This is a genomic window from Photobacterium profundum, from assembly GCF_003026285.1.
Classification (GTDB): Bacteria; Pseudomonadota; Gammaproteobacteria; order Enterobacterales; family Vibrionaceae; genus Photobacterium; species Photobacterium profundum.
Genome location: NZ_PYOD01000015.1, coordinates 82,894 through 105,043, shown reverse-complemented (window position 1 = coordinate 105,043; position 22,150 = coordinate 82,894). Strand labels below are relative to the sequence as shown.

The following is a 22,150-nucleotide window of genomic DNA, read 5'->3' as shown; positions in this document are numbered from 1 at the left end:
ATAATACCTAGCCCCTGTTAACTTCAGGGGCTAATTTCATCTGAATATCAAAGGTTGTCCTCATGCAAAAAAAGCCATGGTATAAGCAGTTTTGGCCTTGGTTTGTCATCGCTCTTCCTGCAAGCTCTGTTGTCTACAGTTTAACGGCTGTTTATATCTTCTCTCAAAACCAAGTTGACCTTGTTGCTGAAGATTATTACAAAAAAGGCAAAGCAATTAATGTCGACATTTCTCGCCTTCGCGTGGCAGATGCATTAAAACTTCATGCAACAGTGGCAGTAGAAGAAAATCAAATTGCGGTTAAATTTGATAAAGGAGAACTCAAAAGTAATCCTAATTTACGTGTTACTTTTACCCACCGTACGCTTGCTAACCAAGACTTTACTCAAATGGTTAGTGCAGATCTTAAAGGTACCTATCACTTTAACTCGCCAGAACCACTACAAGGCCCATGGTTTATCGAAGTTGAAGCGTTTGATGGTGACTGGATGTTACAAGGTCGTGTAAACTTACCTACTTCCGATCCGATTGCGTTGTACGGGCAGAATAAGGGATGACAAAAGAAATCAGCAGAGATACCGACTGCTATCATTGCGGCGATCCTGTTCCTCAGGATTGCCACTATGAAGTAGACATTTTAGGTAAAGCACGAGACATGTGCTGCCCAGGATGTGAAGCAGTGGCGACAACTATTGTAGAAAGTGGCCTTACTTCTTATTATGAATATCGTACTGCCCCCGCAGAAAAAGCTGATTTAGTACCACAGCAACTTAAATCACTCTTACTTTATGACCATGAAGAAGTTCAACAAGAATTTGTTCGTAACCTTGATGATTGTAAAGAAGTTTCACTTTCACTTGATGGCGTATCATGTGCGGCATGTGCTTGGCTTATAGAGAAACAACTTTCGCGAGAAGCGGGATTAGTTTCAATTCAAGTGAACACTACCACTCACCGTGCCTTATTAAAGTGGAACCCTGAACAAACTAAACTCAGCACCCTACTTTCGGCAATTCACCGACTTGGCTATAAAGCTGCCCCTTTTGAAGCTGATGCGCAAGAACAGCAATATCACAACACAATGAAACAATATTTGTATCGGTTGGGTATTGCTGGCATCGCCACTATGCAAGTTATGATGATTGCTGTGGCACTATATTTTGAAGTGTTTAGCGATCTAGACACTGAATTTAGAAACTATCTTCGCTGGGTTAGCTTAATTTTTGCTACCCCAGTACTACTGTATTCTGCACTCCCTTTTTACATGAATGCGTGGCGAAACCTACGAGCTCGAACGCTAGGGATGGATGTGCCAGTTTCAATTGCCCTGCTTTTCGCCTATGTTGCCAGCCTTTATGCAACAGTCGCTGAAAAAGGTGAAGTATTCTTTGAATCTATTTCAATGTTTACTTTCTTTCTGTTATTGGGACGTTTCCTTGAAATGCGCGCTCGCCGACATGCCGCAGCTGCCAGTGCAAACTTATTAAAGTTAGTTCCTGCTATGGCTACATTAGAAGATGGTACCCAAGTCGCAGCGAAAACATTAAATATTGGTGACGTTGTCACTATTTTGCCTGGTGAAAGCTTGCCTGCAGATGGTGATATTATTCAGGGCGAAACCGCGATTGATGAATCGATGTTAACAGGTGAACCAATGCCAATTGCTCGTTCAGCCGGTGAGCCAGTTTTTGCAGGTACAATTAATGGCGATGGTAATATCACGATTAAAGTTACCAAAGATCGTCAGAATTCATTAATTTCTAATATTGTGCGTCTTCAAGATGAAGCGCAAATGTCTAAACCCAAAGTGGCTGTGCTTGCCGATATAGTAGCGCGGTATTTTGTTGCAGGGATCTTGATTATTGCTGCGGGTACTTGGCTTTATTGGCATCAGCAACAACCAGAAGATGCACTATGGATCACTTTAGCCGTATTAGTTGCAACCTGTCCTTGTGCATTATCTTTGGCAACACCCACCGCACTCACTTGTTCTACCTCTAGTCTCGGTCGCTTAGGTATATTGCTTCGTAGAGGCCATGTATTAGAAACGCTTTGCAAAGTAAATCAATTAGTCATTGATAAAACAGGCACACTAACTGAAGGTAATATCCGTTTAATCAATACTCAGCTGTTTACTCATGTGGCAGAGAGTGATGCCTTATCTTATTCCGCTGAATTAGAGCGTTTTGCCAATCACCCCATCGCTCGCGCATTTACACCGCATAGAGACCAAGCCTTTGCCTTTGATCACGTCGAGAATGTGATTGGTTGTGGCCTTAAAGGTGTTAAAAACGGACAAGAATGGCGTATTGGCCAGATCAAATTTGTACTTGAGGGGCATACGAACGCCGAATCTTTAGTGAATCAAGCAGATAATAGTTATCAAGTTTGGTTATCGTGCGACACTCAACTTGTCGCAGCATTCAAATTAGATGACCCTATCCGCGAAGACAGTGCTGAGTTAATTCGACAATTCCAGTATGCAGGTATTCAAGTCACTATGTTAACTGGCGACAATTCCGTTAACGCGCAGCTTGTTGCCGATAAACTGAATGTCGATAAGTTGGTATCAGGCGTTACACCAGAAGGCAAATTGGATTACTTACGCAGTTTAGATGACAAAGATGTAGCACTAATGATTGGTGATGGTGTGAACGATGCTCCAGTTCTGGCTGGGGCACACCTTTCTGTTGCAATGGGTGGCGGCACAGACATTGCCAAATCATCAGCTGATATGGTCTTATTGGGAGACCAATTAACCCGTATCTTACAAGCTCGTCGGTTAGCGTTGAAAACTAAAAAGATTATTCGAGAAAACCTTGCTTGGTCATTAGGATATAATCTGATTATATTACCGCTTGCTGTCGCAGGGATGGTTGCACCGTACATTGCTGTTGTTGGCATGTCTGCCAGTTCGATCATTGTTGTATCAAATTCTTTAAGGTTGTTAAAAGAAAATGGCTAGTCTTTACTTATTAATACCTATCGCCATTATTTTTGTATGCATTGCAGTTGCTATCTTTTTATGGGCAGTAAAATCCGATCAATTCGAAGATCTTGAACGCCAAGGCTTCGATATTTTGTTTGATGAAACAGAATCTAAGTCAAAAAATGCACCTTCTGCTGAAGAAATAGAGGCAACTACAAAGACGGCAGAAAACCAGAATACTGGCGATAAATCGTGAATATAGATTTCTATGCTGCTTTTGCTATTGGGCTGATGGGCGCAGGACACTGTATTGGTATGTGTGGTGGTGTAGCCGCGGCACTAGCCTTAGGTATGCCGGGTCAAGAACGTAATAATCGTTGGCTTTATTTACTGGCCTATAATATAGGGCGCTTATTTTCTTATTCAATTGCGGGTGCCATCATCGGGGGGGCTTTCGCAGGCATGGCTGCATACAGTGGATATTCAAGTGCATTGATTTCATTACGCTTATTTGCCGCTTTTATGATGATAGGCTTGGCGCTATACCTTGGTCAATGGTGGCAAGGCATCACAAAAATTGAACGTCTCGGGCAATTTCTTTGGAAATACATATCCCCCACAGCGAGATCCTTTCTGCCGTTGAAATCACCATTATCAGCGCTACCCTTTGGGGTTCTCTGGGGCTGGTTACCTTGTGGTTTGGTATATTCGACTCTTAGTTGGGCTGCAGTCTCTGGCAGTGCCATTGGTGGTGCTAGTGTAATGCTTGCTTTTGGTTTAGGCACACTGCCTGCGATGTTATTGATAGGCTCAGTTGCTGAACATGCAAAACAACTTTTAAAAAACCTCTACTTTAAACGCGCGAGCGCCTTGCTGTTATTGGCGTACGGCGTTCATACTGGTTACATCGCAATCAAACAAATGTTGTAGAGTTTTTATTACTCGTAATATTACTTCATAATATGTTAAAATATTGACCTACATCAAATTGGTTAGACAGGCTTATGATTTCAGACAAACTTACAACCAAACGTATCCAGTCAGGTGGATGTGCTATTCACTGCCAGGATTGCAGTATTAGTCAGTTATGTATTCCATTCACACTGAATGAGTCTGAACTTGATCAACTCGATCAAATTATCGAACGAAAAAAACCGATCCAGAAAGGACAAGAACTTTTTAAAGCTGGCGATGAGTTAAAATCTCTTTACGCTATCCGCTCTGGTACGATCAAAAGTTACACCATTACAGAACAAGGTGATGAGCAAATTACAGCTTTCCATCTTGCTGGTGATCTTGTTGGTTTCGATGCTATTAATGAAATGATGCACCCTAGCTTTGCACAGTCTCTTGAAACATCAATGGTATGTGAAATCCCATTTGAAATTCTTGATGACTTATCAGGCAAGATGCCAAAGCTACGTCAGCAAATCATGCGTTTGATGAGCCATGAAATCAAAGGTGACCAAGAAATGATTTTACTGCTTTCTAAAAAAAATGCAGAAGAACGTTTAGCGGCTTTCCTTTACAATCTATCGCTACGTTTTTCGCAGCGTGGTTTCTCACCTCGTGAATTCCGTCTAACAATGACGCGTGGTGATATTGGTAACTACCTAGGTTTAACGGTTGAGACTATCAGTCGTTTATTGGGTCGCTTCCAAAAATCAGACATGCTGAGTGTTAAAGGTAAGTACATTACAATCCTTGATCATGACGAACTATCTCGCCTTGCTGGTGTTAGTAAAAAAAGCATCTAATTAATGATTATTTGTTTTCAGGAAAAGTGATACGACTATTGATGCGTATCACTTTTTTTATATTTATTGCTATATCCTCTCCCTTTAATACCTTCTATACGTTACAGTTAATATACTAATCTGATTAGACTCAGTTTTACCTGCTATCATTCAGAAAGGTATTTTGCCAGCACAGTTGTGTAAGGGGGCAGTTATGAAAAAATACAATAATATTCTTGTTGCTATCGATCCGGCTCAAGATCACCAACCTGCGTTATCGCGTGCCATTCATCTTGCCAACAAGTCTTCCGACGTAAAGATCACTCTCTTTCTTGCCATTTATGATTTCTCATACGAAATGACGTCTATGCTCTCGTCTGAAGAGCGACAAGCTATGCGCCGCGGCGTTGTGATGCAAAGAGAAGCATGGCTTAAGGATCTCATTCAGCCACATGCTGAAGACGGATTAGATATAGACATAAAGGTTGTTTGGCATAACCGTCCATATGAGGCAATTGTTGCTGAAGTATTTACAAGCCATATAGATCTACTAATTAAAGCAACGCATGAACACGATAAAATTGGTTCGGTTATCTTCACACCAACAGATTGGCATTTATTACGTAAGTGCCCTTGCCCGGTTCTTATGGTTAAAGATCATAGTTGGCCTGAAAATGGGAAAATTGTCGCATGTGTTAATTTAGCCGCAGATAGTGAAACACATGAGTCACTTAATAATGCGATTGTAAAAGAAGCTCAATGTGTCGCAAGTATTTTAGGGGCAGAAATCAACCTTGTGAACGCATACCCAGCCACACCCGTTAATATTACCATTGAGTTACCCGAGTTTGACCCCGCTTCTTATACCGATGCAGTGCGTGGACATCACTTAACGTCAATGAAAGCACTACGACAACAATATAGTATTTGTGAAGAGCAAACGCATGTTATCGAAGGGCTACCTGAAGACGTCATACCTAAAGTGGCAGAAGAGTTAGACGCTGAACTTGTTATTTTAGGAACGACTGGCCGTACAGGCTTATCAGCGGTTTTTATCGGCAATACTGCTGAGCATACAATTGATAGTTTAAATTGTGACTTACTTGCGTTAAAACCTGATGGCTATGTAAGCCCTCTCGCCCCTAATATTGATTAGGGTAGATTAATAAATAACGCAGTAATAAAAAAGCCTCGTTAGAGGCTTTTTTATTATACTAAGTGGGTTCAGTTAATCTCTTGGGACTTAATCAGAAATAACGTGCAGAACAGAGCTTATATCGATATCAATAGTTAAAGGTTCGTTGCTGGCAAAGGAACAGGCTTTGTTGCATCGTCAGTCGTTTTTTTGTCTTTGTTGGCAACTAGCCAGCTCGCTAAAGCAGAAATATAAAGTTGGTTAATTGTTTCTTCACAATACTTACGACTTAAACCACGTCGACTCCATTCACTGGCTATCGCAAAGTGAGTCTGTGTGGTGCTTCGATCATACAAGTACGTCTCACAAAGCTCTAAATTAGACATTTGTTGCGATACCTTTGTCACGGTACTACTTCGCATTCCTAGCTGTTGTGATTGCTTAGCTGAACATCCAGATATAGCGATTATCGCTACGCCAGCAATTAAACATCGATGCAATTTATCCATTACCATCCCTTTTACGTAAATATTGCTTACGTATTTATTATTGAGGCAGCCTATATGGCTTTACTGCTTACTGCCAACTATGGTGTAGCGGCACTTTTAATATCTTAATTCAAAAGCAGTTTTATTGTTAGCTTGGTTTTTGTTCAAATCTAACGCGTTTTTACACTTTATGTACTAATACCAAATCCATTAATTATCTGATCAGTTCAGCGAGAGTTAAAAGAGAACCACTAACACTATCCTTGAACTCAACTCCCAGTAGTATTCTGAATGGTCAGATAATTAATGGATTTGGTATTAAGCACAAGAACACTTCCCTGAACATGTAAAAAAGCATTATAATCCCCCGCTAATCCATCAGCTGTTCACTACTTCATTTACGGTAGTACGAGATTTGAGAATGAATCAACAAGATACGCACAAAGAAAACCTTGAATTTAATAAGCTTCAAAAGAAACTTCGACGCAATGTAGGCAATGCGATTACTGAGTACAACATGATTGAAGAATCAGATGTTGTAATGGCTTGTATCAGTGGTGGTAAAGATTCTTTTGCAATGCTTGATATTCTTTTGGGTTTGCAAAAATCAGCACCGATTAAGTTTAAAGTGATCGCTGTTAACCTGGATCAGAAACAACCAGGTTTTCCAGAGCATATCTTGCCAAACTACTTTGAATCTCTGGGCATTCCTTATTACATCGTTGATAAAGACACATACTCTGTCGTTAGAGAGAAAATACCTGAAGGTAAAACAACATGTGGTCTTTGTTCTCGTTTACGTCGCGGAACCTTATATTCTTTCGCAGAGAAGATTGGAGCGACTAAAATTGCGCTTGGTCATCACATGGACGATATGGTTGAGACAATGTTCTTGAACATGTTCTATGGCTCAAGATTAAAATCAATGCCGCCTAAATTACGTTCTGATGACCAACGTAACGTTGTTATTCGCCCTCTTACTTATTGCCGTGAGAAAGACTTAATCGCTTACGCTGAATACCGCGAATACCCAATCATTCCTTGTAACTTATGTGGCTCGCAAGAAAACCTTCAGCGTCAAAACATTAAAGCAATGCTGATTGATTGGGACACGCAAACGCCAGGTCGTGTAGAAAGCATTTTCAAATCAACACAAAATATTAGTCCAAGCCAGCTAGCTGATAGAAATATTTTTGATTTTGAAAACCTACCACTAGATAGAAATGGTGCAAGAGCTGAGTATGAATTTACTGAAGCAGAAGTATCGTCTTCAAATATCAATATTGATGAATCAATGTTCATCGATGTAACTAACGTTTAATACCACTATGGATAACTATATGGTCAGTAAGGCTGATCAGATAGTTGTCTAAATTAGTATTAGCATGCTAGAAAAAACCCACCTTCTCTTGTACAGAGAAAGTGGGTTCAATTCTAAATTGATAATCGGATTCAGCCAGTTAAGCTAGTAATTACTTAAATAGGTTCGCAAAAAACATTTTAATATAATCAACTAAGCGGCTAAAGATACCGCCTTCTTCAACAGTTTCCAAAGCGACTAACGGCACTTCTGCAACATCTTCACCATTCACTTGGTAGAAGATTGAACCGACATTATCACCAATCGCAAGCGGCGCCATTAAATCTTTTGTTAATTCAATATTGGCTGTTACTTTTTTAGCATCATTACGTGACAGCGTCACGTAAGTATCATTCTCTACACCAAGGCTAATAGTATCGGAGTTGCCCATCCAGATACGTTCACTCAGTACTTCTTGCCCTTTCTTATGTGGCGAGATAGTACTAAAGAAACGGAAACCATAATTTAACAACTGCTTGCTTTCTGCTTCACGGCTTTTGGTACTGCTAGAGCCCATAACAACTGAAATTAAACGCATATTTCCCTGTGTTGCCGAGCTCGCTAAACTATAACCGGCACCGCCGGTATAGCCCGTTTTCATGCCGTCAACATTAATACTTTTATCACCGAGTAATCCGTTACGGTTACGTTGTGTAATATTGTTATAAGTAAAAGAACGTTCGCTATATAGTGGATACAGATCAGGTAAATCTTTGATCAATGCTTGTCCAAGTAAGGCAATATCATAAGGTGTACTGTACAGGTTCGGGTTATCAAGACCATGTGCATTCGCAAATTGGCTGTTATTCATGCCTAAATTTTTAGCCCATGAATTCATTAATCCAACAAATGCATCTTGAGAACCAGCAACATGCTCAGCAATAGCAACACTGGCATCATTACCCGATTGAATAATAAGGCCGCGGTACAAATCCATCATTGAGACTTCAGTACCTACTTCAATAAACATTTTAGATGAATCTGAAAAGTTTCTAGCCCATGCATTTCGGCTTATAACAACAATATCATCTTGGCTGATGTTACCGCGCTTCATCTCTTGCCCTGCCACATAGCTGGTCATTAACTTTGTTAAACTGGCAGGGTTTAATTTTACATTCGCGTTCTTTTCGACAAGAACTCGACCGGTGTTGTAGTCCATCAATACATAGCCTTTCGCGCCTAATACAGGAGCGTCAGGAACCACAGTTGGTACGGCTAGAGCAGGCAAAGATAACGAGAGAAAAACAGTACCAGCGACTGCTGAAGATATTTTTGATGTCTTTTTCATTTTGGTATGAAAATTCCTAATTACGACTACTTTGGGCATTATATCCGACTATCAATTCAATGCGCGCGTACTTTACAAATTCTTACGAAACTGTAAGTGTTTTGACACATTAGAGCTTATCACGCTTCATTTATCACATCACACAATATGACACCAATTACATATATTTACAGTGATTTTCTGAGAGGTATTTTTAGAAAATACGTTATTAATTTCACAATGTCTTTTTAGCAGAAAAGACCAGTCAGATTCAACACTATTCATTTTTATACTGACAGTTTTGTGTCAATAAATAGAAATGTGCGTTTTATAGGATAATTAACCAGCATATTACTCTGTAATGACCAATAAAACCCGCCAAATTCAACCGTAATCGCAAATAAATGACCCAACTGCGGTAAAATACCCTGTTTGCTAGTTAAGGCATTCTTTATTCCGGTATTTATCGATATTCTTAGTAGTTAAAGCTACTAAGTCAACGCAAGGATTGATGATGACTTACTATGAAAAGTTAGTAAAACACTCAAAGAAAATTAACCGCTTATCACATCTTGGGGCTATCTGCGGTTGGGATCAGGCTGCAATGATGCCTGAAGGTGGTAATGATGCTCGTTCAGAAGCTATGGCTGAATTAGCCGTTATGTCTCATGAACTCTCCACTGCCTCTCATTTAGCTGATTGGTTCAATCAAGCAGAAGCTGAATCATTAACGGCAGAAGAAACTGTTAGCCTAAAAGAGATGAAGCGTGTTTGGCAAATGAGCAACATTCTTCCAGCTGAACTTGTAGAAGAGCAATCGCTTGCCGGTTCTAAATGTGAACATGCTTGGCGAACTCAGCGCCAAACCAATAACTGGCATGATTTCAGTAAGAATTTAGAAACAGTTGTTGAACTAGCACGAAAAGAAGCCGCTATTCGCGCAGAAGCAACAGGCTTAAGTCGTTATGATGCATTGCTCGATATTTATGAACCCGGCATGACAACTACTGAGCTTGATTCATTATTTGCTGATGTTAAATCATGGCTCCCTTCCCTTATCCAGCAAGTACGTGAAAAACAAAATACAGAAGTGGTTTTAACACCTAAGGGGCCTTTCTTCATTGATGACCAAAAATCTCTTAGTTTGGAAGTCATGAGTAAGTTGGGGTTCGATTTTGACCATGGCCGTTTAGATGTCAGTACCCATCCATTCTGTGGTGGTGTGCCTAGCGATGTGCGTATTACTACGCGTTACGATGAAGATGATTTCACTTCAGCGTTAATGGGGGTTATTCATGAAACGGGCCATGCTCGTTATGAGCAAGGGTTACCTCAGCAATTTGAAGGGTTACCCGTTGGCCAAGCGCGCTCTATGGGAATTCACGAATCTCAAAGCTTATTTTTTGAAATGCAGCTTTCTCGTAGCCCAGAATTTATCGCCTTACTTGCTCCTTCTGCACGTGAAGCATTTGAACGCGAAAACGATAAAGCATTAACAAATGAGAATCTTGCCCTATTTAATACGCGTGTTAAACCGGGGTATATTCGGGTAGATGCTGATGAAGTAACCTACCCTGCACACGTTATTCTTCGTTATGAGATCGAACGTGATTTGATCGAAGGAAATATTGAAGTGGTTGATATTCCAAGACTTTGGGATAAAAAAATGAATGAGTATCTTGGGCTTTCAACCAAAGGCAATTATACCGATGGCTGTATGCAAGATATTCATTGGACAGATGGCAGCTTCGGTTATTTCCCTTCTTATACATTAGGTGCAATGTACGCAGCCCAGTTTATGTCTGCTATGCGTACTGAAATGAATATTGAAAACCTTATTCGTGAGCGTAACCTAACGCCGATATTTAATTGGTTAGATCGCCATGTTTGGAAGAAGGCTTCAACATTATCAACTGACGATATATTAAAAGCAGCGACCGGTGAACGTTTAAATGCAGCTCACTTTAAAGCACATTTAGAAAATCGTTACTTAAAGTAATCCGTTTCTCTTCAGTACTATTTAGAAGGTCAGCTTATGCTGACCTTTTTATCTTTATTACCTCTTTAATTCATCACCTCAGCGTCTTGATTATGATTTTTTAATCATAGATCACAATATCTATCTATTTATTTTCTATACTTATTTAGCAATATTATTCGATGTTGTTTATGAATGAAGGAATAAGTATGAAGTACAAAGCACAAAATCTAGACTACAAAGGTGAAAATTGCGGCGTACATAACTGGATTACTGATAAAGGAAATTCATTTTACTGGCACCCTGACTGGCTACACATTGCGGAAGATGAAACAGGCTTGCATGCACAACAACAATTAGACATTCCTTCTGGCGAGAAAGGCACAAAAAAACAAGCTGTCACAGCAATTCTTAAACACTTAAATGATTGGATTGTAGATGGTCTTGAAAAAAATCCTGACATTAAAGATGAAGCTGAAAAAGCCGAGAAAGGTTTGAAATAGAACGTCGTTGTTATTGAGTGAGTTATAACATCTACCTACTTGATTACTTCTATAAGCCAGCAATTCCTTGCTGGCTTAATACTTTCTAATCAATCACACCAAGCTAATCTCAAGAACGGCATTTACTGATGTCCCATTCCACTTATATGAAAAGTGTTTTGATTGGCATACTTTATTGACTAAATTAGGTTTGAATAACGCATAGCAATCGTAACCTTGGTGACGTACTGATTGATACAGAATTCCGTCACCTTTTGTACCTTTAATATCATTAGCAACAGCCTGCGAATGGGTATAATTCGTTGGGTGATAAACCTCTGAATCTAAAGAGCCTTGATCGGTTAAATCAGCAAGTTCACCACTAAACCAAGCATCGATGCAACGCATTTGAATATCTTGCGCGGGCTCTTTGGTATGCCCCATTAAGCGCTCAAGATGATAAACCGTCTCTTTAATCGCAGTATTGATATCAGGCGCTGCATAATACACACCATAATCCGCTGTATTAAACCGCGAACCATCAGGGTTTATATGTGTAAATGCTGCCATAACATAGCTGCAATGAGGAATACCGACCAGACGATCGCTCACTGGTACTCCACTAAAATCGCCGACTTCTTCAGCTAATCTTGGATTGGTAATCGCTTCGACGGCAAAAATAGCTTCTAGCTGTTCTGGATTTGCCACATCTTCATAAAGATTTATCGGTGGATATTTAGATGGGATCAATCGAAAACATAATTGTTCTGAAAAAGATTTCATTGAATACTGCATTACGATTTTCCACCACGCCAAGCATTTAAGCGTGAAGCTACCTGGTAAAGATCAATTACTTTACCTTGCATCATGACATCCATTGCGCTTCGGCCAGCAAAGAAAGGATGTGTGTTGGGCTTCTGTACCCAGTTATAAACACTTTCTTCCGCGGTAAACATTATGCGGAGGCATTTGTGAATATTTAATATGTAGCTCATACGCTCTAGTAAATCTTTCGATACTTTTGCAGACTCTGGGTGGCTACGGTATTTATTCAAAGTTGAACGGCTGGTTAAGCCAAGTACAGCCATCTGCTGAGCTTGTGTACAAGACCATTTATCCAAAATATTGAAAACAACTGGCAGTACAGCATTTCCAGCATTGAGTTGAGCTTGTTGGTGAGTCGCTGGTGTTGTATTCATAGCACCCTCTTCATTTTACTCTATATGTATATTTATAGACTAAATTTAACTAAATGTCCATTTATGGTCCGTCATGTGTTCTTTATTAAACCCGTAACGATTCAGACCTAAGAACTAGCTCAATACCATTGAACAACGTAATGGAGCACTATCTATCAGTACGGCTGAAAATACCAACAGTGGTGATTTAAACCGTAGAAACAACGTATTAATTAGCAGATTAGTTAACGTTAGGTGGCTTAAAACAGGTATGGTAAAACAACGACGTATTTTAGCAGTTTTTGTTGAGAGCAAACTATGATTCACAAACTACAATCTATCGAGCAGCAATCATTGACTATTGGTGTTGTTGCAAATCTGGTAATGGCGCTATCCGGCTGGGCGACTTTTTACTTGTCGGGGTCTGAAGCCTTATTACTCGACGGTAACTTCTCGTTCATTATGTTTTTATCATCTATCGCAGCACTGAAAGTGGCAGAGATAAAAACGCGGCGCTCTCACACTTTCCCTTTTGGCTTATTTATCACAGAAGCCTTATATTCTTTGGTTAAAGGCTTATTGATTGGCGGCGTGCTACTGGCTGCAATCATCGGTAACTTGTCTAAAGTTGTCCAGTACATCAATGGAGCAGAATTACCGCCACTCAAAACAGGCCCTATACTGATTTACTCCATTGCGATGGTCATCATCTGTTTTGGCTTATCTTTATTTTATCATTATCAAAACAAACAGGTAGGCAATAAAAGCAGCATGCTCAGTATCGATAAAAGTGCATCGCTCGTCGATGGCTTCATGTCGGCAGGCACCGGTGCAGCTTTGGTTATTATCGGGTACGTGAATGCTGACAGTAGGTGGGGTTTTCTTCTTTACATTGGTGATGCCATTATGGTTCTAATTTTGGCGTGCCTGATGATAAAACAGCCCATCTCAATCATCAGAAATGCCTTTATCGAAATGGCAGGCGGACAATTACAAAATCAACAAGATTATCAACGTATTGAAAGTACCATCAGTGATTCACTGACAGCACAAGCGCTAAAGCAAGAAGCCTTGTTCATCAGCAAGACGGGGAGCAGCTATTTGGTGGTGATCAGCTTTTCGGCTAAGCAACTGACATCTATTGATAGTGAAGCTTTACTGACAGCAAAAAACGGCATAAGTCAGCAGCTTAGTCAGACATATCCGCATATTGATGTTGAGTTTGTTCTAGCATAAAAAGAGCAACTTCTTCGTTAGGTTGATACAAAAAAGCGCCATAATCATACGGCGCTTTTTTTACAGAGCAACTTTACAGGTCAATAACTAAAAACACATCAAATTTACTGGTACTTCTCTGATGTTTTCTCAGCTAATTTAACGATAACGCGTACAGCCTGTTCCATGCCTTCAATCGTAATGAATTCATGAATACCGTGGAAGTTATAACCGCCAGTGAAAATATTAGGACAAGGCAAGCCCATAAACGATAAGCGAGCTCCGTCTGTACCACCACGAATAGGCTTGATATCAGGTTTCACATCACACGCAATCATGGCTTCTTTCGCCAATTCAATAATATGCTGATGTGGCTCTACCATTTCACGCATGTTGAAATAACTATCGGTAAGAATAAGCTCAACACGCCCTTTCGTTAATGAACGGTTTAGCTCATCGACTTTACTTTGCATAAAGGCTTTACGCTGTTCAAGCCCTTCGCGATCAAAATCACGGATAATGTAGCCGAGTTCCGTTTTTGCAACAGAAGGTTCCATAGATTTTAAATGGTAGAAACCTTCATAGTGCTCGGTACCTTCTGGTGTTTCTTCTGTTGGCATCATTAACTGGAACTGAGCTGCAATGTTCATCGAGTTAATCATTTTATTTTTTGCCGTGCCAGGGTGAACATTCACACCATGGCAAATAACATCGGCTGATGTGGCATTAAAGTTTTCAAACTCTAGCTCACCAACAGGGCCACCATCGATGGTGTACGCCCATTTCGCACCAAACTTTTCAACATTAAACAAGTTTGCACCACGACCAATCTCTTCATCCGGTGTAAAACCGATACAGATATCGCCATGTTTAATGTCTGGGTTCGCTTTAAGGTGCGCAATAGCCGTAATAATCTCAGCAATACCCGCTTTATTATCAGCACCCAGTAATGTTGTACCATCAGTGGTAATAATATTGTGCCCAAGCAACTTTTTAAGCTCAGGATATTGAATCGGCGAAAGTACTTCATCACCTATACCTAATGCAATATCACCACCTTGATAATTTTCAACAATCTGGGGAATTACATCTTTACCTGAAGCATCTGGCGCTGTGTCCATATGCGCGATAAGACCAATCGCTGGCACATCATGCTCTACATTTGACGGCAAGCGTGCCATTACATAGCCGTTCTCATCAAGCTCAACATCAACCAATTCTAGCTCGATAAGTTCATTCTTTAATTGTTCTGCAAGCACAATCTGACCACTGGTACTTGGGCAGTGGGTAACTGAGAAGTTAGATTGAGTTTCAAAGCTTACATAACGTAGAAAACGCTCAACTAAATTATCCATAGACCACTCTTAATTAGGTTATTTAAGTACTGTTACGAAAATAGCTAAGTACTTACAAAATGTAACAGTGATTATTATGCACAATGAGCAATGCTGGCTTTGAGGTGGGTCATTTTTTAAGAGGATAAGTAAAATAAATACTGCGCTAATAGACAAAGATGAAAAAAAAGAGAGTCATCATAGAATAATGTACTCTCTTTAATTTTTAGTAAGTTATCAATAATTACTGATAAATCAACTATCTTGTGGGATCCAAGGTGTCACTTTTATTGGGTTTTCTGGAAGCTGAACATTTTCACCTTCAGTTAAATCAGCAAGCTTAATCACAAGCGTTTGATCGCTTACGGTTAATGTTTTGCCATTACTTAATGTAATAGGGTTCGATAATGGTGTTGCAAAGTGTACAACCACCCCTTTCACTTCAGGCATGAACCATTTAGAGAACATGCCACCTAAGTCACCCATCATGTTATTCATTTGAGGAACAAGATTGGCAAGTTCAGCTTGGCTGATAGCATTATCGTAAGTCTTATTTGCAATAACCTGCATAGAGACATCACACGTAATACCATCATCAATCACGAAAGTGACATCTGGGTTTGCAGAGCGTAAGTTCTTATCGACAGGAACAGCGAGTTCATTACTACTTGGAATTACTAATTCTTCATAGTGCTCATCTTTACGCATTGAACCTTTTTGAATCTTACAGACTTCGCCATTTGCCTGATTTGTCAGATACAGTGCAACACGTACGTCGTCATGCCCTTCTTTTACATTTTGCTTTAGCTTGCCGTAAAGCGTGCTATAACGCATTTCAATATTTTGTGCTGCTGCATCTTGAGCATAAGCAGATCCTGTTGCAAACAGACCTGCTAATAGCCAATGAGTTAACTTCATTTATCCTTGGCTCCAATATTTATTGTTATGTTTAATCATGTTTTGAATTTCAGTGACGTAAGCGTTACCACGTTCTGAATAACGAACTAGCCCTTCAGCAAGCTTTGCCCCTTCAATCTGCTCGCCTGCGCGACGTTGAGCGGCGCGTAATTCACGAAGTTCAGAATAAGCACGGTTACGATTCACATTCATAAAATAAGCATTAACAGAACGATAGGCTGATTCAAATACAGCGACTTCGTGTGTAGAGCCTTCATTTCTAGCTAGCGGTACTAGTCCGCAGCCTTTACGATAACACCACTGACCAAAATAATTATTCCCTTCAGTGGCAAAGCGTGATGTACCCCATGCGGATTCATTTGCAGCTTGGCTTAAGACTAACTCTTTAGGCAAAACATCCACTCGGAGTAACATATGAGATAGCCAAGAATCAGTTACACCGTCACTCATGAAGGAAACATCATACATTTTACTTAGGCGCCTAGCATGATCGATTTCTTCACTATCTAGCGACTTGTCTGCATCCAGCTCCGCTTTTATTTTTAATAAGAAATCCCTTTCTTTCGTCACTCGCTTATTTTCTTGTTCAACAGATGGCATTAAATACGCGAAGAAAGCCGCTTTTTTTTCGTTCACATCTGTCATTGCAGAAAAATTAGGTTTTGAAAGTGATACAGCATTAACTCTATCATCTGGGTTAGGTGTTTCACCACACCCCACTATAAATGCAGACATTAACGCTGCAATAATAACCTTGTTTTTATTCATTATGCGTTAAATACCTTACCGCCTTTTTCTGTGTCATCGTTTTGTGGCTTATTTCCACTACCTTGCTGGTGGTTATCGTTTTCATCATCAGCGTGGTCTTTATTTGGCGTCGGTGCAGAGTCTGTTGTTTCAGTTTCATCATCTAGAACAGGTGTCGGTTGTTGCTGTTTATTCTCTGATTGATGATGACCAGTTAGCACGTTGTTTTCTGATGTGTTTTCCTTCGTTTTAGTTGATGTTACCTGCAAGGTAATGCCAAACATATTGCGATATATAATTGCTTTCACATTAAAGAAAAATGGAATCGTCCAAAGAAGACCAATGCCTGCTGTTGCGAAAGAAACAAAAAACATAATCAAAACAACCAGAAAAATAGCTGTCATTGGCATGAATTTTTTGAATGTCGCTTGCAATGAAATTTTAATCGCTTTAAGTGGCGCAATACGTTTTTCACAAACAAGTATAATTGCCATGCTAAAACCCATAGACAGCAACAAGCCGATGATTGGGAATATCGCATTACCAATCCCCTGAAGAGAGGATATCAGGAGCATAGTAATGATAGAAACAAGCGTAAACGGAAAACCTTTGATTAAGTGCCCGGGCTTAGACGGTAAACCAACAGCATGATTAAGCGCCATTAAGCTTACGCCTACATACAAGGGTGCACTCAATACATCAGACCAAAAGTTAGCCATGTAGCCAGCTTGAACGATCTCTTGTGTTAATTCTTTTCCTGTAATCACTGCATCGAAAAATACTGCCGGATTACCGAGCTGAACTTGCAGACCAAGAAGCAATAACGCAATTTGCGCCAAAAACAACCCAATCACAGCTGGTAAGAATGTGAGAATGTTACGAGCAGTTATCTTCCACGCTTCTTGTAGAACAGCAACCGCTTGCAACTCTACATCTCCCTTTAACGCTTTTTCAACCGACCCGCCAACATGGAAACTTTTATTCATCGCGTCTTTCATAAACATATCATTCTGTGTGAGGAACGCCCATTGTACGACACCAACACGTTTTTAAAAAACCTAGCCATACTAAAAAGTAGTTACCACTTGTTGAATTGTTCAATATTTGTCCGATAATGGCACGTAATATCATTTTTTATGCTGGTTCTTAGCGTTTTCATTACGGTTGATATAGCACTGAAACAATATTGCTCACAGGTGCACATTCCAAAGGGTAAAAAGTCATGTTAAATACGCCTATTTTTCATGTTCATAACAACTGTAAATTGTAGCAAATAAGTGACATTTTTTCGATTGAAGGAATTTAGGCACAACGTATTGCACCCACTAGAAAAAACACTGAAAAAAAACGCTTTGAATTGCGCGATTTGAGGTCTATTATGCGCCTCCTAAAATTAGCCTTTATATTGGGGTGTAAGCAAAGCCTCAGGATGGAGATAACGTAGAATTGAACGCTTCAACAACATCTAAGAAACCAGTCATTCAGCTTAAAGGGTTAAGCAAGAGCTTCGATGGTAAGCAAATTATTGCTGGTTTGGATCTAAACGTTAATGATGGTGAATTTTTAACCATCTTAGGTCCATCAGGTTGTGGTAAAACCACAGTACTTCGTCTTATTGCAGGTTTTGAAAACTCTGACGCTGGTCAGGTTATTATTGCCAATAATGATGTTACTCAGGTTCCAGCAGAACAACGCCATGTCAATACGGTGTTTCAAAGCTATGCACTGTTCCCCCATATGACAGTATTTGAGAATGTTGCGTTTGGTTTACGCATGCAAAAAGTAAACGAGAGTGAAATAGAACCTCGTGTTATGGATGCATTGCGCATGGTACAGCTTGATAAGTTTGCACCTCGAAAACCACATCAGTTGTCTGGTGGACAACAACAGCGTGTTGCTATTGCGCGTGCCGTTGTAAACAAACCAAAAGTATTATTATTAGATGAATCACTCTCTGCTCTTGATTACAAATTACGTAAACAAATGCAGCTCGAGCTAAAACAACTGCAAAGAAAATTAGGCATTACGTTTATTTTCGTTACACACGATCAAGAAGAAGCATTGTCGATGTCTGATCGTATTATTGTTATGCGTGACGGTAATATCGAACAAGACGGCTCTCCGCGTGAGATATACGAAGAACCAACAAACTTATTTGTTGCGCGCTTCATTGGTGAAATTAACGTGTTTGATGCCACCGTAAAAGAGCGTTTAGACGAAAAACGAATTATGGCAGAGGTTGAAGGCCGCACAGCACAAGTGCATTGTGATCTTGCCGTCAACACTGGCGATAAACTGAAAGTACTGTTACGCCCTGAAGATATTCGCCTTGAAGAAATCAACAACGGTGAACAAGCAAAAGGCATTATCGGTTACGTGCGTGAACGTACCTATAAAGGAATGACACTCGATTCAGTCATAGAATTAGAATCAGGCATGTCAGTAATGGTAAGTGAGTTCTTTAACGAAGATGATCCAGATGTTGACCACTCACTTAATCAAAAAGTTGCTGTAACTTGGGTAGAAAGCTGGGAAGTGGTATTAGCTGATGAACAAGAAGCTTAGTCTACAAAACATCATCATAGCAATTATCGTCAGTTGGCTGGTTTTATTTGTTTTCATGCCAAACTTGATGATCATCGGAACCAGTTTTCTGACCCGTGATGATGCAAATCTTATTGAAATGACCTTTACGTTTAATAACTACATAAGGTTGTTTGATCCGCTGTATGCAAAAGTTATGTGGCATTCGTTCTACATGGCAATTACTGCAACTGCGTTGTGTTTACTTATTGGCTACCCGTTTGCGTACGCCATTGCAAAGATGCCCGAAAAGTGGCGTCCGTTTATGCTGTTTTTGGTTATCGTGCCATTTTGGACTAACTCATTAATCCGTACTTATGGTTTGAAAATCATGCTTGGTACGCGTGGGATTCTTAACAATACCCTCCTCTATTTAGATATTATTGATAAGCCATTACGTATCATGTACACAGAGTACGCAGTCATGATCGGCCTCGTGTATATTCTTTTGCCGTTTATGGTGTTGCCATTATATTCAGCCATCGAAAAACTTGATAATACGTATATTGAAGCTGCCCGTGATTTGGGTGCATCAAAATTCCAAACGTTTATTAAAGTGATTTTTCCATTAACAATGCCGGGTATTATCGCCGGGTGTTTACTTGTTCTGCTGCCAGCACTCGGTATGTTCTATGTGTCTGACCTATTGGGTGGCGCGAAGAACCTACTAATAGGTAATGTGATAAAGAGCCAAGTATTAAATGCTCGAGATTGGCCATTTGGTTCTGCAACCAGTATTGCGTTAACGGCCTCAATGGCAATTATGCTTTACGCCTACTACCGTGCTGGTAAATTACTGAACCGTAAAGTGGAGCTGGAATAATGGGACGTACCTTTAAATTTGGCTTCATGTCGTTGGTGTATGCCTTTTTATATACTCCGATTTTGATTTTAATTGTGAACTCATTTAATTCCAGCAAATTTGGTATGAAATGGGGTGGTTTCACAACTAAATGGTATGAGCAATTATTCAATAATGATAGCTTGATGCAAGCAGCATGGCACTCGATCACGATAGCAGTATTCTCTGCCTCGGCAGCCGCTATTATTGGTAGTTTGACGGCAGTAGCACTCTTTCGTTATCAGTTCCGCGGTAAAAAGTTCGTCAACGGTATGTTGTTTGTTGTAATGATGTCGCCTGACATTGTTATGGCTATTTCGCTATTAGCGTTGTTCTTATTAATGGGTGCTCAGTTGGGTTTCTTAACTCTACTTCTTTCACACATCACATTCTGTCTGCCTTTCGTGGTAGTAACAGTATATAGCCGCCTTAAAGGTTTTGATGTGAAGATGTTAGAAGCCGCTCGTGACCTCGGTGCTAGTGAGTGGGTGATTTTAAAGCAAATCATTCTTCCATTAGCAAAACCGGCTGTTGCTGCAGGTTGGTTGTTAAGCTTCACCCTATCACTCGATGACGTTATTGTTAGTTCGTTTGTAACTGGCCCAAGTTATGAAATTCTACCATTGAAGATTTATTCAATGGTTAAAGTCGGCATTTCTCCTGAAGTAAATGCACTGGCGACAATCATGCTGATTGTATCTCTCTTCCTTGTTGTGTGTTCACAACTCTTGGCAAGAGATAAGATTAAATAGAGCTATACTAACAACGAATACATCATTGGCATTAGCCAACTAAACACAGGTGATTAATCTAATTAATCACTTGTTTTTTTATTCCCCAATGGGGCTTTGGAGTTGATACAAAAATGAAAAAATGGTCTGCTTTATTTACTGGTGCTGCATGTGTAGCCGCTATGTTTACTACTACAGCAAACGCAGCAAATAAGGAATTAGTCTTTATGAACTGGGGGCCGTACATTTCTACGGAACTTCGAGAACAGTTCACGAAAGAAACTGGTATTAAAGTTATTTATTCGACTTACGAATCGAATGAAACAATGTACGCTAAGTTAAAAACACACCCGCAAGGTTACGACTTGGTGGTACCTTCAACATATTTCGTTGCAAAGATGCGTGACGAAGGTATGTTGCAGAAAATTGATAAATCAAAGCTGACCAATTTTGATGAATTAGATGAAAACTATCTAAATAAGCCTTTTGACCCAAATAATGATTACTCGATGCCCCATGTGGTCGCAATGACAGGCTTAGCCGTAAATACCGATATGTATGATCCTACCGATTTTGATAGCTGGGCTGACTTATGGAATCCAGAATTCAAAGGTCAATTAATGCTAATGGATGACACGCGTGAAGTCTTCCATATTGCATTACGCAAACTGGGTTATTCAGGTAATACGACAGATCCTAAGCAAATCGATGAAGCAAAAGAAGAGCTGAAAAAGCTGATGCCTAATGTATTAGTTTTTAATTCAGATAACCCTGCAGCACCCTATTTAGCAGGTGAAGTAGGCTTAGGTATGCTTTGGAATGGTTCTGCAGCTGCAGCACAAAAAGAAGGTTTACCCATTAAGTTAATTTGGCCAAAAGAAGGCGGTATTTTCTGGGTAGATAGCTTAGCAATAGCTAAAAATGCCCAAAATGTTGACGCCGCTCATAAAATGATCGACTTTTTGCTTCGCCCTGAGATTGCAGCGAAAATCTCTGAAGAAACCGGTTATTTAACAGCGGTTAAAGCATCTAACGCAAAATACAAAGACGACCCTACTCTTTTCCCACCACAAGAAGATTTAGATCGTGGTGAGTGGCAAGATGCAGTTGGCGATATGAACATCCGCTATGAAAATTACTTTCTTGAACTAAAAGCTAGCCAGTAATTTCTGAAGATTTAAGCAAGGCAATCAGTTTATATAAGTAGATTTGATTGCCTTTATAATCG

22 protein-coding genes are annotated in these 22,150 nt (G+C 39.9%); 14 read left to right on the top strand and 8 right to left on the bottom strand.

Annotation, left to right across the window (positions count from 1 at the left end; translation table 11 throughout):
• The first annotated feature begins 62 nt into the window (after positions 1–62).
• From C9J48_RS22620 to uspE, 6 genes are all read left to right on the top strand, one after another.
• Positions 63–557 (top strand): FixH family protein, encoded by a 495-nt coding sequence (locus C9J48_RS22620; protein ID WP_006231868.1) that lies wholly within the window; start codon positions 63–65, stop codon positions 555–557.
• A complete protein-coding gene (locus C9J48_RS22615) occupies positions 554–2,965 on the top strand; it encodes a heavy metal translocating P-type ATPase (RefSeq protein ID WP_006231867.1) in 2,412 nt (803 codons plus the stop codon). Before C9J48_RS22620 ends, C9J48_RS22615 begins: the two co-directional genes overlap by 4 nt.
• Positions 2,958–3,185 (top strand): cbb3-type cytochrome oxidase assembly protein CcoS, encoded by a 228-nt coding sequence (ccoS, locus tag C9J48_RS22610; protein WP_006231866.1) that lies wholly within the window; start codon positions 2,958–2,960, stop codon positions 3,183–3,185. The genes C9J48_RS22615 and ccoS overlap by 8 nt, the downstream gene beginning before the upstream one ends.
• Positions 3,182–3,859 (top strand): sulfite exporter TauE/SafE family protein, encoded by a 678-nt coding sequence (locus C9J48_RS22605; RefSeq protein WP_006231865.1) that lies wholly within the window; start codon positions 3,182–3,184, stop codon positions 3,857–3,859. Before ccoS ends, C9J48_RS22605 begins: the two co-directional genes overlap by 4 nt.
• Positions 3,860–3,933: 74 nt before the next feature.
• Positions 3,934–4,686 (top strand): fumarate/nitrate reduction transcriptional regulator Fnr, encoded by a 753-nt coding sequence (gene fnr / locus C9J48_RS22600; protein WP_006231864.1) that lies wholly within the window; start codon positions 3,934–3,936, stop codon positions 4,684–4,686.
• Positions 4,687–4,879: 193 nt separating this feature from the next.
• Positions 4,880–5,821 (top strand): universal stress protein UspE, encoded by a 942-nt coding sequence (gene uspE, locus C9J48_RS22595; RefSeq protein ID WP_006231863.1) that lies wholly within the window; start codon positions 4,880–4,882, stop codon positions 5,819–5,821.
• A 134-nt stretch (positions 5,822–5,955) separates the two neighbouring features.
• On the opposite strand, the gene C9J48_RS22590 is transcribed toward uspE, so the two are convergent.
• The gene (locus C9J48_RS22590) at positions 5,956–6,309 is read right to left on the bottom strand and encodes a hypothetical protein (protein ID WP_006231862.1); all 354 of its coding nucleotides are present in this window, start codon (positions 6,307–6,309) and stop codon (positions 5,956–5,958) included.
• 400 nt (positions 6,310–6,709) lie between these two features.
• Here C9J48_RS22590 and ttcA point away from each other — a divergent pair, with 400 nt between their 5' ends.
• Positions 6,710–7,609 carry a tRNA 2-thiocytidine(32) synthetase TtcA gene (ttcA, locus tag C9J48_RS22585; RefSeq protein WP_006231860.1) on the top strand — a complete coding sequence of 300 codons (900 nt, stop codon included), beginning with the start codon at positions 6,710–6,712 and terminating at the stop codon, positions 7,607–7,609.
• 151 nt (positions 7,610–7,760) lie between these two features.
• On the opposite strand, the gene C9J48_RS22580 is transcribed toward ttcA, so the two are convergent.
• On the bottom strand, positions 7,761–8,936 hold the full coding sequence (locus tag C9J48_RS22580; protein ID WP_036803382.1) for a D-alanyl-D-alanine carboxypeptidase family protein: 1,176 nt from the start codon (positions 8,934–8,936) through the stop codon (positions 7,761–7,763).
• Between the two features lie 493 nt (positions 8,937–9,429).
• Here C9J48_RS22580 and C9J48_RS22575 point away from each other — a divergent pair, with 493 nt between their 5' ends.
• Both C9J48_RS22575 and C9J48_RS22570 read left to right on the top strand, forming a co-directional pair.
• Positions 9,430–10,914: a carboxypeptidase M32 gene (locus tag C9J48_RS22575; RefSeq protein ID WP_107281257.1), complete on the top strand. Its 1,485-nt coding sequence runs from the start codon at positions 9,430–9,432 to the stop codon at positions 10,912–10,914.
• Positions 10,915–11,102: 188 nt separating this feature from the next.
• Positions 11,103–11,396 carry a hypothetical protein gene (locus C9J48_RS22570; RefSeq protein WP_006231851.1) on the top strand — a complete coding sequence of 98 codons (294 nt, stop codon included), beginning with the start codon at positions 11,103–11,105 and terminating at the stop codon, positions 11,394–11,396.
• Between the two features lie 93 nt (positions 11,397–11,489).
• Here C9J48_RS22570 and C9J48_RS22565 read toward each other — a convergent pair whose 3' ends face one another.
• Both C9J48_RS22565 and C9J48_RS22560 read right to left on the bottom strand, forming a co-directional pair.
• Positions 11,490–12,170 carry an RES family NAD+ phosphorylase gene (locus C9J48_RS22565; protein WP_006231852.1) on the bottom strand — a complete coding sequence of 227 codons (681 nt, stop codon included), beginning with the start codon at positions 12,168–12,170 and terminating at the stop codon, positions 11,490–11,492.
• A complete protein-coding gene (locus tag C9J48_RS22560) occupies positions 12,170–12,574 on the bottom strand; it encodes an MbcA/ParS/Xre antitoxin family protein (protein WP_006231853.1) in 405 nt (134 codons plus the stop codon). Before C9J48_RS22560 ends, C9J48_RS22565 begins: the two co-directional genes overlap by 1 nt.
• A gap of 297 nt (positions 12,575–12,871) precedes the next feature.
• Between C9J48_RS22560 and C9J48_RS22555 the strand changes: the two genes are divergently transcribed.
• Complete coding sequence (locus C9J48_RS22555; RefSeq protein ID WP_006231854.1) at positions 12,872–13,789, top strand: cation efflux transmembrane domain-containing protein; 918 nt, start codon at positions 12,872–12,874, stop codon at positions 13,787–13,789.
• 104 nt (positions 13,790–13,893) lie between these two features.
• Here the strand turns inward: C9J48_RS22555 and pepT are convergent, their stop codons facing one another.
• The 4 genes from pepT to C9J48_RS22535 form a co-directional block, all read right to left on the bottom strand.
• The gene (gene pepT / locus C9J48_RS22550) at positions 13,894–15,123 is read right to left on the bottom strand and encodes a peptidase T (protein ID WP_006231855.1); all 1,230 of its coding nucleotides are present in this window, start codon (positions 15,121–15,123) and stop codon (positions 13,894–13,896) included.
• 234 nt (positions 15,124–15,357) lie between these two features.
• Positions 15,358–16,020, bottom strand: coding sequence for a DUF2987 domain-containing protein (locus C9J48_RS22545; RefSeq protein WP_006231856.1), 663 nt, complete (start codon positions 16,018–16,020; stop codon positions 15,358–15,360).
• Entirely contained in the window at positions 16,021–16,788 is a 768-nt protein-coding gene (locus C9J48_RS22540; protein WP_006231857.1) for a glucosaminidase domain-containing protein, read from the bottom strand.
• On the bottom strand, positions 16,788–17,765 hold the full coding sequence (locus tag C9J48_RS22535) for a DUF2189 domain-containing protein (protein WP_258191569.1): 978 nt from the start codon (positions 17,763–17,765) through the stop codon (positions 16,788–16,790). Before C9J48_RS22535 ends, C9J48_RS22540 begins: the two co-directional genes overlap by 1 nt.
• Positions 17,766–18,213: 448 nt before the next feature.
• Here C9J48_RS22535 and potA point away from each other — a divergent pair, with 448 nt between their 5' ends.
• The 4 genes from potA to C9J48_RS22515 all read left to right on the top strand — a co-directional run bounded on the left by potA (position 18,214) and on the right by C9J48_RS22515 (position 22,088).
• Positions 18,214–19,332: a spermidine/putrescine ABC transporter ATP-binding protein PotA gene (gene potA, locus C9J48_RS22530; protein ID WP_006231848.1), complete on the top strand. Its 1,119-nt coding sequence runs from the start codon at positions 18,214–18,216 to the stop codon at positions 19,330–19,332.
• Positions 19,316–20,173: a spermidine/putrescine ABC transporter permease PotB gene (potB, locus tag C9J48_RS22525; RefSeq protein WP_006231847.1), complete on the top strand. Its 858-nt coding sequence runs from the start codon at positions 19,316–19,318 to the stop codon at positions 20,171–20,173. The genes potA and potB overlap by 17 nt, the downstream gene beginning before the upstream one ends.
• The gene (gene potC / locus C9J48_RS22520; protein ID WP_006231846.1) at positions 20,173–20,943 is read left to right on the top strand and encodes a spermidine/putrescine ABC transporter permease PotC; all 771 of its coding nucleotides are present in this window, start codon (positions 20,173–20,175) and stop codon (positions 20,941–20,943) included. Before potB ends, potC begins: the two co-directional genes overlap by 1 nt.
• 113 nt (positions 20,944–21,056) lie before the next feature.
• The gene (locus C9J48_RS22515) at positions 21,057–22,088 is read left to right on the top strand and encodes an extracellular solute-binding protein (RefSeq protein WP_006231845.1); all 1,032 of its coding nucleotides are present in this window, start codon (positions 21,057–21,059) and stop codon (positions 22,086–22,088) included.
• Positions 22,089–22,150: the final 62 nt, after the last annotated feature.